Source organism: Thermomonas aquatica, from assembly GCF_006337105.1.
Classification (GTDB): Bacteria; Pseudomonadota; Gammaproteobacteria; order Xanthomonadales; family Xanthomonadaceae; genus Thermomonas; species Thermomonas aquatica.
The window spans coordinates 549351-566159 of the sequence record NZ_CP040871.1 but is presented as its reverse complement, the minus strand read 5'-3'; the positions used below and the strand labels follow the sequence as shown (position 1 = coordinate 566159).

General features: G+C 69.5%; 10 protein-coding genes. 5 read left to right on the top strand and 5 right to left on the bottom strand.

Annotated features, from left to right (window positions below):
* Window positions 1-131 precede the first annotated feature (131 nt).
* Genes FHQ07_RS02555 through FHQ07_RS02545 form a run of 3 tightly spaced genes read left to right on the top strand, consistent with a single transcriptional unit; the run spans window position 132 to window position 9345 of the window.
* Complete coding sequence (locus FHQ07_RS02555; protein WP_206202340.1) at window positions 132-2348, top strand: CHAT domain-containing protein; 2217 nt, start codon at window positions 132-134, stop codon at window positions 2346-2348.
* A gap of 17 nt (window positions 2349-2365) precedes the next feature.
* On the top strand, window positions 2366-4033 hold the full coding sequence (locus tag FHQ07_RS02550) for a ShlB/FhaC/HecB family hemolysin secretion/activation protein (protein WP_139715205.1): 1668 nt from the start codon (window positions 2366-2368) through the stop codon (window positions 4031-4033).
* An 11-nt stretch (window positions 4034-4044) separates the two neighbouring features.
* Window positions 4045-9345: a beta strand repeat-containing protein gene (locus tag FHQ07_RS02545; protein WP_139715204.1), complete on the top strand. Its 5301-nt coding sequence runs from the start codon at window positions 4045-4047 to the stop codon at window positions 9343-9345.
* A 34-nt stretch (window positions 9346-9379) separates the two neighbouring features.
* Here the strand turns inward: FHQ07_RS02545 and FHQ07_RS02540 are convergent, their stop codons facing one another.
* Window positions 9380-10738, bottom strand: coding sequence for a sensor histidine kinase (locus FHQ07_RS02540; protein ID WP_139715203.1), 1359 nt, complete (start codon window positions 10736-10738; stop codon window positions 9380-9382).
* Window positions 10739-10984: 246 nt separating this feature from the next.
* On the opposite strand from FHQ07_RS02540, the gene FHQ07_RS02535 reads away from it, so the two are divergent.
* Window positions 10985-11548, top strand: a complete 564-nt coding sequence (locus FHQ07_RS02535; protein WP_139715202.1) for an OmpA family protein — start codon at window positions 10985-10987, stop codon at window positions 11546-11548.
* Window positions 11549-11558: 10 nt separating this feature from the next.
* Window positions 11559-11948, top strand: coding sequence for a DUF4280 domain-containing protein (locus tag FHQ07_RS02530; protein ID WP_139715201.1), 390 nt, complete (start codon window positions 11559-11561; stop codon window positions 11946-11948).
* Window positions 11949-12019: 71 nt separating this feature from the next.
* Here the strand turns inward: FHQ07_RS02530 and FHQ07_RS02525 are convergent, their stop codons facing one another.
* The 4 genes from FHQ07_RS02525 to FHQ07_RS02510 all read right to left on the bottom strand — a co-directional run bounded on the left by FHQ07_RS02525 (window position 12020) and on the right by FHQ07_RS02510 (window position 16760).
* Complete coding sequence (locus FHQ07_RS02525) at window positions 12020-13576, bottom strand: hypothetical protein (RefSeq protein WP_139715200.1); 1557 nt, start codon at window positions 13574-13576, stop codon at window positions 12020-12022.
* Window position 13577: 1 nt separating this feature from the next.
* Window positions 13578-13934: a hypothetical protein gene (locus tag FHQ07_RS02520; RefSeq protein WP_139715199.1), complete on the bottom strand. Its 357-nt coding sequence runs from the start codon at window positions 13932-13934 to the stop codon at window positions 13578-13580.
* An 11-nt stretch (window positions 13935-13945) separates the two neighbouring features.
* Window positions 13946-14521, bottom strand: coding sequence for a DUF4123 domain-containing protein (locus FHQ07_RS02515; RefSeq protein WP_139715198.1), 576 nt, complete (start codon window positions 14519-14521; stop codon window positions 13946-13948).
* A 121-nt stretch (window positions 14522-14642) separates the two neighbouring features.
* Window positions 14643-16760, bottom strand: a complete 2118-nt coding sequence (locus tag FHQ07_RS02510; protein ID WP_168191451.1) for a type VI secretion system Vgr family protein — start codon at window positions 16758-16760, stop codon at window positions 14643-14645.
* Between the last annotated feature and the right edge of the window lie 49 nt (window positions 16761-16809).

The following is a 16809-nucleotide window of genomic DNA, read 5'->3' as shown; positions in this document are numbered from 1 at the left end:
GACACGCGCGCCTAGCCAAAACGGACTATGCCTTACCGCGAATGGGCCATGTCCCGTGCGCTTCCTAGACTCCGTTGGACCTACATGCAGGCCTTCCGCCTGCGTCCGGTCATGTCTGGGGAGCACACCGCATGCCTCGCGTCGCGCCGTCCGCCTTCCGTTTCGTGCCGCTGCTGCTGGCATCGATTGTCTTCTCGTCGCCCGCCTGGGCGTCCTGCGCGCCCGAGGCGGGACAGGAACAACAGGAGCCCGCGCAGACTGCGCCCGCGCCGCAAGCGCCGTCCGCCGCCGCACCGGCAGCGGCGCAGGCCGACGATGCCGGCACCGAGGCGCGCGCCGCGCTGGCGGCGATCGGCCGGCTGGACGACGCCGACACCGCCTTGTCGCTGGCCGCCGATGGCGCGGCCCTGTACGAACGCGAGGCGGTGAAGCTGGACGGCTACGCCTATTGCAGCCAGGCGGTGGAACTGGCGGAGAAGGGCGAATTCCGCGAGAGCGCGCGCGCCGCCAGCAAGGCGCTGCACATCGCCTTGCAGACCGGCAACAAGGACCTGCTGGGCAAGGCCTATCGCGACCTCGCCATCGCCTTCAACTACGCCGGCCAGCTCGAACGCGCCGAGCAGTTCGCCGATCTCGCGCTGAAATATCCCGGCCTGAACCCGACCCAGGTCGATGGGCCGGCGCGCAAGGTGATCGGCGACGTGCGCACGCGGCAGGGCCGCTACGACGAAGCCATCGCCAGCTACGAAGAGGCGCAACGGGGCAGTTCCGACCGGTTCCGCCCGCTGGTGGATGCGTCGCTGGCGAATGCGCTGATCCTGTCCGGCGACCTGGCGCGCGCGCGCAGCACGCTGGACGGCCTCGCCGAACCCGCCGATGCCCGGCAGCGCGCGCAACTGCAACGCACCCGCGGCCGCCTGTTGCTGGCGGAGAACAAGCCGGCCGAGGCGCTGGCCCTGTACCAGGCGCTGGCCAACGCGCCGGCGGACGGCGACGAGGACTTCTATCGCGCCTGGGCGCTGGATGGCATGTCCAAGAGCCAGGCGGCGCTGGGCGACGAGGCCGATGCGGCGAAATCGCTGGACCAGGCCATCGACGTGTTCGACCGGGCGCGCTCGCAGTTCCGCAGCGACGAATTCAAGATGGGCCTGTTCTCGGACCTGCAGAACGTGTTCGAGCGCGCCATCCGCATGCACAGCAAGCTGGGGCAGCCGGCGCTGGCCTTCGACATCAGCGAGCGCAGCCGTTCGCGCGCCTTGCTGGACGCGGTGGCCGGGCGCGCCGAACTGAAGGGCGATGCCGGCAAGGCGCTGGATGCGGCCAGCCTGCAGAAGATGTTGCAGCCGGACGAAGTGGTGGTGGCCTACCACGCATTGCCGGACCGGCTGATGGCCTGGGTGCTGTCCAGCGACGGCGTGCGCGAGGCCGCGTTCCCGGTCGCGCTGAAGCGAGACGACCTGGCGCGGCTGGTGGACGCCTATCGCGACGCGCTAATCAAGCTCAACCCGAACGCCGCGAAGATCGGCGACCAGATCGGCCAGTTGCTGCTGGCGCCGCTGGGGATCGAGGCCGGCAAGCGCATCGTGATCATCCCGCACGGGCCGCTGCATTACCTGCCGTTCCAGGCGCTGCGCCTGGACGGGAAGTACCTGATCGAGCGCAACCCGATCTCGATCGCGCCGTCGATCAGCATCGCCGCGCGGCTGGCCGAACGCACGCCGACCGTGGCCGCGCAGCTGCTGGCCTTCGGCAACCCGACCATCGACCCGAACGTGGCCGATCCGCTGCCCGGCGCGGAGCGCGAAGTGCACGAGCTGTCGCAGCAGTTCCCGGGCGCGAAGCTGTTCTTCAAGGACGAGGCGAACAAGACCAACTTCACCGCCAACGCGCCGCAGTCGCGGCTGGTGCACATCGCCGCGCACGCGATGGCCGATACCCTCGACCCGCTGCATTCCAAGGTGCTGCTGGCGGACGAGCACGGCCAGCCGAACTACCTGGAGGCGAAGGACGTGTTGGGCATGGACCTGGGCAACGTCGCGATGATCGCGCTGTCCGCCTGCGAATCCGGGCTGGGCCGGGTCGACAACGGCGACGAGGTGCTGGGCTTCACCCGTTCCTTCCTGTCCGCGGGCACCTCGACCTTGCTGGCGTCGCTGTGGCCGGTGTCCGACGCCGCCACCGAGAAGCTGATGACCACGCTGTACGCCGACCTGGCCAAGGGCGAGGAAGTGCAGGACGCGATGCGCGACGCGCAGCGCACGGTGATGGCCAATCCGGAAACCTCGCATCCGTTCTATTGGGCGCCGTTCAACCTGATCGGCAACTGGCGTTTGAAGGTGGCGAAATGAAGCACGGGGCTGAAGGGATGCGCATCCACCAATCGTCGTTCAGGGTCAACCTGCTGGCCGCCTCGCTGCTGCTGGCCTGCGCGCCGTTCGCGCGGGCCGAAGGCATCGATGCCGCGCAGGAGGCGACGCCGGCGCCGCCGGCCGCGCCGCAGCAGGCGCAGGCCTTGCCCGAGCCGCAGATGGCCGCGCAGACGCAGGCCAGCTTCGTGCTCAAGGGCGTGCAGTTCGTCGGCGCCAGCGGCGTGCCGGAAGGCGAACTGCAGGCCGCGGTGGCCGACCGGATCGGCACCAGCGTGACCTTCGCCGACCTCGAACAGCTCGCCGCGCGGGTGGTGGCGGTGTACCAGAAGCACGGCTTCGGCCTGGTGCAGGCGTTCGTGCCGGTGCAGGAAGTGGTCGATGGCGTGGTCAGGATCACCGTGAGCGAAGGCGTGCTCGGCAACGTCAGCATCGACATCGCGAAAGACGCGCCGGTGCAACAGGATCGCGTGGCGAAGACGCTGGCCATCCTCGAACCCGGCAAGCCGCTCAACGGCCGCGAATACGAACGCGCGATGCTGTTGTTGTCCGACCTGCCGGGGATCAAGCCGCAATCGGCGATCTCGGCCGGCGCGGCCTCCGGCACCACCGACCTCGCGGTGCATGTGACCGAGCGCGACCGCTTCCAGTACGGCCTAGAGCTGGACAATTACGGCACCCGCGATTCCGGCCGCCACCGCGTCACCGGCAGCATGCGCTGGGCCAGCCCGTTCGATCGCGGCGACAACCTCGACCTGCGGCTGATGCTGGCGCAGGGCATGCACACCGCGTTCGGGCGCATCTCCTACGAAACCCCGGTGGGGTATCGCGGCCTGCGCCTCGGCGGCGGACTGGCGCGCGTGCAATACGAGCTGGGCGGGCCGTTCGCGCCGCTGCAACCGACCGGCACCGGCAACGTGGCCGACCTGTCCTTCAGCTATCCGATCATCCGCCAGCGCAGCACCAACCTGTTCGTCCGCGGCACCCTGGACAACAAGGACCTGACCGACCGCTTCGAGGCGGTCGGCTTCGAGACGAAGAAGCGCATCCGCGGTTTCGGCATCGGCATGTCGTTCGAGAAGCGCGACAAGTTCCTCGGCGGCGGCTACACCAGCGCCAACGGCCTGCTGTACAGCGGCAACCTGGACATCAAGGACGCCACCAGCGAAGCCTTCGACAACCCGCCGTTCGGTTACGACACCGAGGGCAGCTTCGGCAAGTTCACCCTGCAGCTGGCGCGCCTGCAGTACATCGCGCCGAAGTTCAGCCTGTTCCTGGGCACCGGCCTGCAGCGCGCCAGCAAGAACCTGGATGCGTACGAGAAGCTCTCGCTGGGCGGCCCGAAGGCGGTGCGCGCCTACGCCACCGGCGAAGTGCTGGTCGACGACGGCTGGCTGGCGACGATGGAGCTGCGCTATGCGGCGAACCCGGACACCACCCTGTTCGCGTTCTACGACGCCGCGCGCGGCGATTTCTTCCACGACCCGCGGCCGTTCGACGTGTTCACCAGCCGCAGCCTGCGCGGCTACGGGCTGGGCGTGAACTGGAGCAAGCCGGGCAAGGTCAGCATGAATTTCAGCATCGCCTGGCGCGGCACCGATCCCGGCATCACCGATGGCGGCGACCGCAACCCCCGTTTGTTCTGGTCGATCCAGAAAGCGTTCTGAGGAGCACGATCATGCGCAGCAAGCACACCTCCAAGCGGCTCCGCACCGTTCGCCGGCACCGGTTGGCGCTGGCGCTGGTCGGCGCGATGGCGATGCCGATGGCGGCGCCGGCATTGGCGCAGAACTTGCCCGAAAGCGGCGCGGTGGTGAACGGCACCGCGAGCATCGGCACCGCCGGCAACCAGATGACGATCACCCAGAGCACCAAGGGCGCGATCATCGATTGGGGAAGCTTCAGCATCGGCGCCGGCTACGGGGTGACGTTCAACCAGCAATTCGGAAACAACAGCGTGACCCTCAACCGGGTGGTGTCGGCGCTCGGCCCCGGCTACAGCGTGTCGGCATCGGTGATCGACGGCAGCCTCAGCGCCAACGGCAGCGTGTTCCTGATCAATCCCGCCGGCATCACCTTCGGCAACGGCGCGGCCGTCAATGTCGGCGGGCTGGTGGCTTCCACCCTGTGGATGAATTCCGGCGATTTCATCAACGGCCTGTCCACCGGCCAGTACGTCTTCAACGGGTTCAACGGCGACCCCAGCGCCAGCCACCAGGTCCGCAACCATGCCGACCTCAACATCGGCGCGAACGGGCTGGCGTTCGTCGGGCCCACCCTGTGGAACAGCGGGGCGATCGTCACCAACGGCGGCAACATCGGCTTCGGCGCGGGCACCGCGGTGACCCTGGATTTCGTCGGCGACGGCCTGACCCAGGTCACCATCAACGCGGCGCCGACCGTCGATTCCGCGATCATCCAGGATCGCTTCGGCACGATGACCGCCGATGGCCGGCAGATCCTGTTGCGCACGGCCGCGACGGCAGCCGGCACCGGCGGTGCGATCGCCGTCAGCGGCACGCTGCGCGCGCAATCCATCGCCAACGTGAACGGACGCATCGAGCTGACCAGCGTCGGCGGCGCGGTGATGGTGGGTGCGCCCGGCATCTTCTCGGATGCCGGCTCGCCCTACACCGTCGGTACCCTGGATGTTTCCGGGCAGGCCGGCGAGAACGGCGGCTCGGTGCTGATCCAGGGCTCGGGCTTCTCCATGGTCAACGACGACGATACCCCGTTGACCCCGGCCGATCCCTTGTCGGTCGGCAGCATGATCAATGCGTCCGGCGGCGCGAATGGCGGGCAGGTCGACATACAGACCACCGGCGCCATATTCACGCTTCCGCTTTCGTTGATCGCGGCCGACGGCACGCTCGGCAACGGCGGGCAGGTCAGGATCCAGGCGGGCGGCAACATGCTGCTCGCGGGTACGGACATCACCGCCGCTTCCAAGGCGGCGAATGGCGGCGCCATCGCATTGCTGTCGAGCACCGGCAGCATCGCGACGAACGGCACCCTGGTCGCATCGGGCGCAGGAAACGGTGGGCGCATCGACCTGCTCGCGCCGAACGGGGCGGTCAACCTGGTGGGCGGTTTCGCCACCGCCAGCGGCGGCGCGGACGGCGGCGACGTGCAACTGACCGGGGATACGATCCAGGTTGGCGCGGGGGTCGAGATCCGCGCCGACGGCGGTTCCGGCAGCGGCGGCACGATCGGCCTTGCCAGCGCCAGCTCGCTCGCGGCCTATGGCCTGCTGTCCGCGCGCGGCGGCAGCACCGGCGGCAGCATCGGCACGTTCAGCGGCGGCACGTTCGACATCCGCGGGCTGGTGGTGGACGCCGGTTCGACCGCCGGCGCGGCAGGCCTGTGGACCCTGTGGGCGCCGGACATCGATGTCGTCGATGGCGCCGACGTCGGCCCGGTCGGCGGCACCGTGCTGGGCAGCAACGTGCAGGATGCCGACATCAACAATGCGCTCGCCACCGGCACCAGCGTGACCCTGCGCGCCGGCACCGTCCCCAGCGACGGCGGCGACATCTTCTTCGGCAACGGGGTCGACATCACCTACGCCGGCGGTGGCGCGCTCGCGTTCCGGGCCGATGCCAACGGCGGCATCGGCGGCACGAACTTCGGCATCGGCGCCACCGCGGGTTCGTTGAGCATGGCCTTCAACGCGGATGCCTCGAACCTCAACAACGGGTTCGCCGGGATCGGCTTCAGCAACGCCACCCTGGCCAGCAATGGCGCGGACATCCTGTTCTACGGGCAGTCCGATACGGCGGCGGGCTTCGCCAGCAACTACGCGACCGGCGTCGGGCTCGCCAACAGCACGATCAGCACCGCCGGCGGCAATGTCCTCATCCGCGGCTCCAGCACCGGCGCCGACGCCAGCGCCGACGATGCCGGCGTGGTGCTGGACAACACCTCGATCGACGCCGGGGCCGGCGGCGTGTCGATCCACGGCACCGGCGCCGACGTGACCAGCGGCGTGATCCTCTCCTTCAGCAACATCGCCGCAGGCAGCGGCGGCGCGCTCATCGACGGCCAGGCCATCGCTGCCGACGGCGTGTATGCCAATGGCAGCGACATCTCCACGTCCGGCGGCGACATTTCCGTGACCGGCATCGGCGGCGCGCGCGGCGTGTATCTCGATGGCGCCCTGTACAGCGCGGGCGGCGACATCGTGGTGCATGGCGAAGGCGGCACCGGCAATGGCCTGGATCTCTCCGGCCCGGTGGACAGCGCGGGCGGCGACATCGCGATGTACGGCGCCAGCACCGATGCGACCGGACTCGAATTCGGCGGCGGCTACTACGACGGGATCGTCAGCGCAGGCGGCGACATCAGCCTGACCGGACACGGTGCGACCGGCGGCGTCGCGCTGTACCAGAGCAATGGCAGCGGGCCGATCGTGTTGTTCGCCCCGGCCGACGTGGACACCATCAACAGCGCCGGCGGCGACATCACGATCACCGGCACGGCCTCCGCGGCCGATGCGATCGGCGTGTATTCCTATGGCGTCGACCTGATCGGCGGCGCGGGCGACGTCACCGTGGACGGCTCGTCGCCGCTGGGCGTCGGCATCCTGCTCGCCAACGGCGCGGGCATCGGCACCACCACCGGCGCGATCACCCTGATCGGCGAAGGCGCGAATTTCGGCCTGGACATCGCCGATGGCGCGATCGACACCGACAGCGGCGACATCAGCCTGACCGGCGATGCGCTGGCGGCGGGCGCCACCGCGGGCGTGCGCGTGGCCGGCGGCGGCTTGAGCACCAATGGCGGCAGCATCGCCGTGACCGGCAGCAGCGCCGGCGGGGTGGGCGTGCAGTTGGGCGATGGCGGCGCATTCGCGATCGACAGCAACGGCGGCGCGATCAGCATCGACGGCACCGGCGTCACCGCGGGCGTGTCGATGCAGGGCAATACCGTGGACAGCGGCGGCGGCGCCATCGACGTCGCCGGCATCGCCTCCGGCGCCGGCGCGATCGGCGTCGACCTGACCGATGCCCGCCTGATCGGCACCAGCGGCGACGTGACCGTGCTCGGCAATGCGGCGGCGGGCACCGGGGTGAATTTCGCCGGCCAGTCCGGCATCAGCACCACCACCGGCGGGATCGGCGTCACCGGGATCGGCGCGACGGTCGGCCTGGCCTTGACCGGCGGCGAGCTGAGCACCGACAGCGGGCACTTCGACCTGCGCGGCCGCGGCACCGGCGCGGCATCGGACGGGCTGGTGATCGGGCAGGGCATCAGCATCGCCACCAATGGCGGCGGCATCGAACTCAGCGGCGAGGGCGGCAGCGGTGCGGGCATCAGCCTTGCGGCGGGTTCCAGCGTCGATGCCGGCAACAGCCTGGTGGTGATCCGCGCGGGCAACGACGGCAGCAGCGATGCGATCCGTATCGGCGGCACCATCGCCAGCAGCATGGCGGTGAACCTGCGCCCGGGCGGCGTGGATGCGAACGGCGGCCTGACCGAACGCACCGCCGACGCCATCCTGCTCGGTGGCGGCACCGCCGGTTTCGCCCTGAGCGGCGCGGAACTGGCGCTGATCGATACCCCGCAACTGGTGATCGGCAGCAACCTGCACGCGGGCGCGATCCAGGTGCTGGGCGGGATCGCCCGCGCTGGCAACCTGACCCTGCAGAACGACGGCGGCAGCGGCGGCATCGACATCCAGGCCGCGGTCGACGTCGGCAACGGCACGCTCGCCCTGTCCAGCGGCGGCGACATCACCCAGGGCAGCAGCGGCGCGATCACCGCGCACAGCCTGCTCGCGCGTGCCGGCGGCGATGTCTTGCTGGCGGACGCGAACAACAACGTCGCGGCGAACACCCTGGCCGGTTCCGCCGGCGGCGATTTCGAATACCAGGACGTGGACGCTTTGGCGATCGGCAGTGTCTCCGCACTCGGGATGAACGCAGGCGCGAATGGTCTGGCCAGCATCGGCGCCACCGGCATTGCCGCCGGCGGCAACGTGTTCGTGCGCAACCTGGCCGGCGACATGACCCTGAACGCGGGCGTCAGCGGCGTGAACATCGACCTGGTCACCGCCAATACCCTGCAGAACCCGGCCGGCGCCAGCCTGCTCGCCAGCGGCGACTGGCGGGTATGGGCGAACACCTGGGTCGGCGAAACCCGCGGCGGCCTGGCCGGCGACGGCAATCTGCCGAACCTCTACGGTTGCGCCTTCCTCGGCCAGTGCGGGGTGACCGTTCCCGGCATCGACAACCACTTCATCTACGTGCAGCAGCCGACCGCACTGATCAGCTTCGACAACTTCACTCGCGAATACGGCCTGCCCAACCCGGTGTTCACCTTCACCGTCACCGGCGCCATCCTCGGCGACAGCGGAGCCAACGTGGCCAGCGGCACCGGCACCACCACCGCGACCATCGGCAGCAACGTCGGCAACTACGCGATCACCGGCAATTTCAGTTCGGCCGCCGGCTACCGCATCCAGTTCGTGCCCGGCACGCTGGCGATCACCCCGGCCACCCTGCTGTTCACCGCCGACCCGTTCGTCCGTTATCTCGGCACCGAGAACCCGCTGTTCACCGGCACCGTCACCGGGTTCCGCAACGGCGACACCGTGCAGAGCGTGTTCGGCGACGGCATCGTCTGGAATTCGCCGGCCGGCCTGTTGTCGCCGATCGGCTTCTACCCGATCAACGGCGGCACCAGCGCGATCAACTACGTGTTCGCCCAGGCGCCGGGCAATGCCACGGCGTTGCAGATCATCCCGCTGCCGCAGCTGTCGTCCACCCCGATCGACCTGATCCGGGAAACGGTCAACACCTACGTGTACGACCGCAACTTCGGCGGCGCGCCGATGTGCGCGCTGAACGCCTCGCTCGAGGACCAGCAGCTGGCGTCGACCGGGGACGAACTGTCGAACGAATGGTCGAAGGTGCGCTCGCGCCCGAACCTGACCAACTGCTTCGAGACCGAGCGCAAGAACGGCTGCGGCGATTTCTGAGCCGGGGTTCCGTCCGGATATGCGCGGCGCCCGCTCAGGCGGCGCCGCGCAATGCCTGCAGCGGCCGCTGCGCGAGCAGCGAGCGCAGCTTGGACGGCGCCGGCGGCCGCGACAGCGCCTGCGCACCATGGCGAGCGGCCAGTTCCAGCAATGCCGGGCCGGGCGCCGAACACAGCACGATCCGCGCGGCCTGCGCCTGCCGACTGGCGGCGGCGCGGATCAAGGCCCACGCGGGATCGTCATCGGCATCGATCGCGCACAGCACCGCATCGACGGCACCGACGCCTCCGCCGATGCGTGCGCACGCGGCATCGACGGCGGCTTCCGCGTGCACCGCATAGCCCCACGACCCGAGCATCGCGGCCAATGCGTCGCGTTGCGCGGCATCCGCATCCAGCAGCACCGCGCGTGGCGGGCGCTGCAGCACCGAGGCGCGCGGCAGCGGCAACCAGAAGCAACTGCCGGCGTGCAGCCGCGAGCGCAGTTCGACCCGGGTGCCGAGCAGGGCGGCCAGCCGCGACACGATCGGCAGGCCGAGGCCGAAGCCCTTGCGGTGGTCGCGTTCCGGATTGCCGACCTGGAAGAACTCGTCGAACACGCGCGGCTGGTGGATTGGCGCGATGCCGACCCCGCCGTCGCGCACTTCGATGCGGATCTCCCCGCCGTGCCTGCGCGCGGCCAGCAGCACGCGCCCGCCGCGCGGGCTGGCCTTGATCGCATTGTCGATCAGGCGCCCCAGCAGGCCGGCCAGCATGCCCGGGTCGGTGTACACCGCCTGCCTGCCGGCGTGCGCCAGCAGGGCGACGCCGGCGCGTTGCGCGGCTTCCGCTTGCGCCGCCAGCACTTCGGCGAACAGGTCCTGCAATTCGCAGGGCGCGGCCTGCGCGCGCAAGGCGCCGGCATCCAGCTGCGACAGCAGCAGCAGGCTGTCGAGCACGTCGGTCAGGGTGCGCATGCCCGCCTGCAGTTGCCCGACGTCGCCTGCCTGCGCGGGCAGGGCCTCGCGGCGCAGGCGCTCCAGCGCCAGGTCCATCGACTGCAGCGGCTGGCGCAGGTCGTGGCTGATCGCGGCCAGGAAACGGTCCTTCGCGCGCATCGCGCCGTCGGTCTGGTGCATCAGCCGCACCATGTCCGCGGACAGTTGCCGGCGTTGCGCATCGTGTTCGTCGTGCGCGCCATGCAAGGCCGTCATGCGCTGCGAGATCGCCGCGAGCAGGGGCGACAACGGATGCGCCGCGTCGGCCGATGGCGACGACCCGGAAGCCAGCAGGCCGGCCAGCCGCCGCGCTTCGCGCGCTTGCGCGCGCCGTTGCAGGATCGCGGACACGACCGCGCCCGACAGCCCGCCGATGGCGATGCCCGATGCCAGCGCCAGTTGCTGGATCGCATCCATGAACGTCCCTCGAAACGCAGGTTCAGGTTAGGCAAGCCGATCTGCCGCCGCGATATCCCATCGGCGCTAGCCGGGCGCCCGCCGGGATCCGCCACGCGGCGTCTGAACTAGGCCGAACGTGGTATCGAAATTGCCCGGATCGCGGTGCAGACTCGCTACCGAGGATCGGCAAGCGCCGGTCGCCGCGCGGCACGCAGCCGCCGGCAGGCATCCTGGCCGCAAGGCCGCAACGCTACGAGGACAACCATGAGCACGACCAAGATTCTCCGCTCCGCACTGGCGATCGCCGTGCTGGCCGCTTGCGGCGGCCTCCATGCGCAGGATGCGCAAAGCGCGCCGTCCGTGGATTCGATCATCGAGAGCCTCAAGGCCGATGCGCCCGCGGCCGGCCCGGGCCAGACCCGCGCGCTGCGCCCCGGCGCCGCCGCGATGGCCACCGCGCCCGCGCCGGCCCCGGCCAAGGCGAAGCCGGCCTCGATCAACATGCAGATCAACTTCGAGTACAACTCGGCCGAGATCGCCGGCAGCTCCGAGAAGACCATGGCCACCCTGGCCAAGGCGCTGGCCTCGCCGCAACTGGAAGGCCGCAAGTTCACCGTCATCGGGCATACCGATGCCAGCGGTTCCGCGGCCTACAACAAGGCGCTGTCCGACCGTCGCGCCGCCGCCGTGCGCCGTTACCTGATGGACAACGGCGTTGCCGCCGCGCGCCTGAAGGCGATGGGCAAGGGCGAGAGCCAGCTGCTCAACAGCGAGGATCCGGACGCCGCCGAGAACCGCCGCGTCGAGATCCAGGCCACCGGCGGCTGAGGATCCGGCGATGCCGATCCAGGTGGTCAATGGCGCCATGCTGATGTGCAGCTTCGGCGTGGCGCCATCCAGCCTGGTGGTCCTGCCGACCAACATGGTGCTGTCCGGCAACCAGCCGGCGGCGAACATCCTGGACCACCAGCCGATGGTGAACATCCAGCCGTTCGGGATGTGCATCACGCCGTCGAACCCGCAGGTGGCGGCGGCGACCGCCGCGGCCAGCGGCGTGCTCACGCCGCAACCCTGCATCCCGATGACGCAGACGCCCTGGATGCCCGGCGTGCCGAACCTGCTGATCGGCAACATGCCGGCGGTCGACAACACCTGCACCTGCATGTGCCTGTGGGGCGGGGTGGTCAGCGTGACCAGCCCCGGCCAATTCACCGAGCTGATTCCCTGAATCCAGGCCGGGGTCCACGAAAAAGCCGGCCATGCGCCGGCTTTTTCGCAGGCGCAGCCGAGCGCCTGCGCTCAACCGAACAGGTTGCCCAGCGACTCGGCGGCGTTGCCCATCGCCTCGGCAGCGCCGGCGGCGGCGGATTGCGCCGTCGCCACCGCGCCCTGCGCGGCCTGGCCGACCGCACTCGAGGCTTCGCCGATCGCGCCCTGCGCGCTCGCGATCGCGCCCTGCGCGGCTTCGCCCGCCTGCGCGGCAGCCGCTTGCGCCGCGTTCTGCGCATTGTTGAGCGCGCCTTGCGCGGCGCCGCTCAAGGCCTGCTGCGCCTGTTGCGCGGCCTGGTTGGCCTGCGCCAAGCCCTGTTGCGCGGCCTGGGTCACCTGCTGCTGCGCCTGCGCGGCGGCATCCTGCGCGCCGGCGAGGGCCTGTTGCGCGGCGTCGCCAGCCTGCTGCTGGGCGGAATCCACCGCGGCCATGGCCTGGTCGATGGCGCCCTGCGCGGCCTGCTGCGCCTGCTCCTTCATGCCGTTGACCGCATCCTTCGCCTGCGCGATGGCCGCGGCGGCCTGGTCGCGCACGGCCTGTTGCGCCTGTTGCACGGCATCCTTGGCGGCGCCGAGCGCCTGCTGCGCGGCACTGTTGGCGGCGGCCTGGGCGTCGTCCAGCGCCCCCATCGCATCGTCCATCGCGGCCAGTGCCTGGTCGGCGAGCGCGTCGGCCTGGTCCAGCGCGTTGTTGGCCTGGTCGAGCATTGGCCCGGCGATGTCGTTCAGTGCGCCGACCGCATTGCCCAGCGCATTGTTGGCCTGCGCGGCGCGACGGGCCAGTTCATCCTGCAGCGCCCGCACGTACGGGCAGTCCGAGGCAGGGAAATCGATCGGCAGGTCGGGGAAGCTGGTCGGCAGCGCGTCCAGCGCCGAGGCGATCTGGCCGAGCGCATCGCGGGCGTTGTCGATGACCGCGCTGCGTGCCTGTTGCAGCGCATCGGTGGCGGCGTCGCGCAGCATGTCCTGGGCCTGGTCGATGGCGTTGTTGGCGGCATCCAGCGCGTTGCCGACCCCGTCCTCGATCATCGACATCGCGTTGTCGACCATCCCCATCGCATTGTCGATGGCGCCTTGCGCGGCCTGCTCGGCGCTGGCCATGGCGTTGTCCAGCGCCTGCGATGCCGCGGTCAGCGCGCCCTGGGCGATCGCCTTGGCCTGGTTTTGCGCATCGTCGACCGCGGATTGCGCCTGCGCCAGCGCGTTCTGCGCGGCGGCGCCGGCTTGCTGGCTGGCATTGGTCAGCGCCTCGTTGGCCTGCGCCAGCGCGTTTTGCGCCATGTCGTTGGCGGCGCTGCGCGCGGCATCCATGGCCTGGTTGGCCTGGTTCAGCGCGCCTTGCGCGGCGGCGCCGGCCTGGGCCGCCGCCTGCTGCGCCGCTTGTTGCGCCTGCGCGACCGCGCCGTTGGCGGCACCGGCCGCGGCCGCGGCGGCGTTGGAAACCGCGGTCTGCGCTTCGCCGATCGCGCCCTGCGCGGCATTCGCGGCAGAACTTGCCGCAGCGGCGGCCTGTTGCTGCGCGCCTTGCACCGCCTGGCCGGCGGCGGCGCCGATATTCGACAGGCCTTCGGTGAGTCCTTCGAACATGTCAGCCTCCCTGCGTCCGGCGGTAGTCGCCATAGGCGGCCGCCGTCCACATTTCGATCAGCAGCGCGCGGTCCAGCTGCGAACTGCTGCGGTCGGCCAGCACCCCGATGATCGACGGGTCGCCGGCCACGCGTTGGTTGCCGAACAGCGAGCAGGCCAGTGCATAGGATGCGACCGCGCGCTGGCTCTTCAGCCCGGCCTTGCGGCAGTAGGCGATGATCGCGTCCAGTTCGGCGTCCAGCCGGTCCAGCGGCAGCGAGGACAGCCCGTCCACGTGGCGGCCGAGGAAATCCGCGAGGTTGTTGCGCAACTGCACCTCGCCGATCGCCGCCATCTGTTTGCGTTTGACTGCAAGCACCTCGAACTCCTTCAGGCCGCCGTCGACAGCGGCAGCGCCTGCGGCTCGGGCCTGCCATCGCGCGCGAAGAACAGCGCGCAGTCGGGTGTGCGGCCTTCCACGTACACGCCGTGGATCGGACCGAAGAATTCCCTGCGCGCCGGTGGATCCAGCACCGGGATGACGGTGCGGAACGCGCGTGGATCGTAGAAGCGGAACAGCATGCTGGCGCCGTCCGGCGCGCGCACGCGCAGCACCCGGCGCAGGTGCGAGCGCACGCTACGCAGGTCGAGCCCGGCGTCGGTCAGCAGGACGATGCCCCAATGGCCGTTCCAGCCCTCGCGCAAGGCCATCTGGGTGGCCGTGCTCTCGGGGTCGAGTTTCACCAGCCACGGGGCGGCGGCGCTGAGCATCGGATCCAGCGTGCCCTCGAACAGGCAGGCCGCGTCCGGTGCGATTTTCGCCAGGCGGCCGGGCAGGCCCTCGATCATGGCGCCGTCCATGACCGCGTACACGGCGCGCGCGGGGTGCCCGAAGACCATCCTGTGCAGCGATTCGTATTGGCCTTGCGGGATCACCTGGTCACGTCTCCGGGCGTTCATCGGCATGGCCGTTGGCGTCGGATGCGGCCGAAGGCGGCATGCGGCGACCGTCGCGAACCATGGCGCCGACGACGGAAGGGTTCCATCCCCGTGCCATAAGTCATACGTAACGGGGCGGTGAAACAGGTCATGCCATCAACGCCTGGTAGGCGGCGCGCGCGGCTTCGCATTCGGCGCAGAACGGCTGGCCCTGCTGCGCGGCGTTGATCAACGCCTGCGCTTGCAGTTGCTGGATGGGGTCGGTGACCTGGCCATCCTCGGTCGAATGGGTGCCTTGCGCCTGCTCGACATCGAAGCCGCTGGGATTGATCGCGGCACTCGGCGCGCCGCCGGAATTCTGCTTGATCATCGGGCCGACCACGCTGACGCCGCTCGGGTCGATGACGATGCCGCTGCCGCCCACCTTGAGGCTGATCAGGGTGTTCGCCTCGAGCACCAGCTTCTGCCCGCCATGGATGTCCATGGTGCCCTTGGTGGCCATGCAGACCGAGGACTTGCCCAGCAGCCGCAACTCGGCCTGTGCCCACACCTCGTGGTCGCTCTTGCTGCCCTGGTAGAAGTTGCCGGTGACGCCCGTGAACGATTCGCCGTCCACCTTCAGGTGGCGATCGCCTCCGACATGGATCAGGTGCTTGCCGCCGATGTCGTGGTTGGAGTCCGCGCCGATCGATTCGGTGCGGTTGTTCTTGACGTTGACGTTGAAGTCCTTCTCCGCCTGCAGGAAGACTTCCTCGCTGCCCTTCTTGTCCTCGAAGCGCAACTCGTTGGTACCGCCGCCGCCCTTGGACGACAGCGTCTTGATGCCGGAACGCGTGGTGTAGCCATCGTTGGCGTACGGCGGCTTGTTGACGCCGTTATAGACGCAGCCGGTGACGATGGGCTGGTCCGGATCGCCTTCCAGGAAGCCGACCACCACCTCCATGCCGATGCGCGGGATGAACAGGCTGCCGTAGCCATTGCCCGCCCATGACTGCATGACGCGCACATAGCACGAACTCTTCTCGTCGTACTGGCCGAGGCGATCCCAGTGGAACTGGATCTTGATGCGGCCAAGCGCATCGACGTGGATCTCCTCGCCCGGCGGGCCAGTCACCAGCGCGGTCTGCGGGCCGCGGACATGCGCCTTCGGCGTGCTCAGCGGCGCGCGCCAGGTGACCTCGTGCGGCTGCAGGGTGAATTCGTTGCCGTATTCGGAAGCGCTGCCGTCGTTGGTCAGGTTGTTGCGGCCGTGGTGCCAGACCGAAAGCACCATGTATTCGATGTCGAATTCGTCGAACGGATGGTCTTCCAGGGTGAAGGTGTGGCCCGGCGCCAGCGTGCGCACCTGGCTGTCGCCGCGGAAGCGCATGTGGCTGGCTTCCTCCGCCTCCATGATCACCCGCGAGCGGTACTTGCCGACGTTGGACTCGACGAAGCCGCCGGGATAGCGGTAGCGCTCCAGATCGCGGTCCTCGCCGATCTCGAGCACGGTCGGCGTGTCTTCCTGCACCAGCTTCTTCTTGCCATAGTCCCAGTCGCGCAGCGTCACCTTGCGGGTGCGCATCTGCTGGTCCAGCGAGAGCGTGCGGATCGCGTCGAAGGATTCGGCGGTGCCGGCGTGGTGGAACGGGATCGTGGCCGGGTCCAGCGCGGGGTTGCTGGCGTTGTTGTCGGTGAACACCAGGATGTGGCGCGTTTCGCCGCCTTCCTCGTTGTGGCGGAAGTAGTAATGGATGCCCTCGCGTTCGAGCAGGCGCGAGATGAAGTCGAAGCTGGTCTCGTGGTACTGCGTGCAGTACTCCAGCGAGGGATGGTCCTCGCTCAGCTCGAAGCGGAAATCGTCGTAGGCGAACTCGTCGAAGATGGTCTCGACGATCTCGCGCACCGTCTTGTTCTGGAAGACCCGGCAGTCCTCGTGCTGGGTCATGAACCAGAACCACGGCACGATGTCGCATTCGTAGGAATACAGGTCCTCGCCGTCGGCGGAAGAGACCCGGCCGGTGCGCTGGAAGCGCGATACCACGCCGTTCCAGTGGCGCTCGCCGCCCATGTGGTTGCTGTCCCAGGTCTCGATGCGCAGGATCGCGGGCTTGGCGATGATCTTGCGCGGGTCGATGTCGTCGCGTTCGGAGAGCAGGCGCAGGCGGAACTCGAACAGCTGCGACATGGCCTCGTGGCCGGCCATTTCCTCGATCAGCAGGTCGTCCTCCCCGTACTCGTGCAGGGCGAGGAAGTACATGCGGTTGCTGGTGGAGAGACTGGGCATGGTCGTGGTCGCTTGTCGATGCCTATCGTCCGCGGTCGCGCGGCCGCGC

Coding starts and splice junctions, on each gene's coding strand:
- FHQ07_RS02540 (WP_139715203.1), bottom strand. CDS start 10,738: ATGGATGCGATCCAGCAACTGGCGCTGGCATCGGGCATCGCCATCGGC.
- FHQ07_RS02555 (WP_206202340.1), top strand. CDS start 132: ATGCCTCGCGTCGCGCCGTCCGCCTTCCGTTTCGTGCCGCTGCTGCTG.
- FHQ07_RS02530 (WP_139715201.1), top strand. CDS start 11,559: ATGCCGATCCAGGTGGTCAATGGCGCCATGCTGATGTGCAGCTTCGGC.
- FHQ07_RS02535 (WP_139715202.1), top strand. CDS start 10,985: ATGAGCACGACCAAGATTCTCCGCTCCGCACTGGCGATCGCCGTGCTG.
- FHQ07_RS02550 (WP_139715205.1), top strand. CDS start 2,366: ATGCGCATCCACCAATCGTCGTTCAGGGTCAACCTGCTGGCCGCCTCG.
- FHQ07_RS02525 (WP_139715200.1), bottom strand. CDS start 13,576: ATGTTCGAAGGACTCACCGAAGGCCTGTCGAATATCGGCGCCGCCGCC.
- FHQ07_RS02510 (WP_168191451.1), bottom strand. CDS start 16,760: ATGCCCAGTCTCTCCACCAGCAACCGCATGTACTTCCTCGCCCTGCAC.
- FHQ07_RS02545 (WP_139715204.1), top strand. CDS start 4,045: ATGCGCAGCAAGCACACCTCCAAGCGGCTCCGCACCGTTCGCCGGCAC.
- FHQ07_RS02515 (WP_139715198.1), bottom strand. CDS start 14,521: ATGCCGATGAACGCCCGGAGACGTGACCAGGTGATCCCGCAAGGCCAA.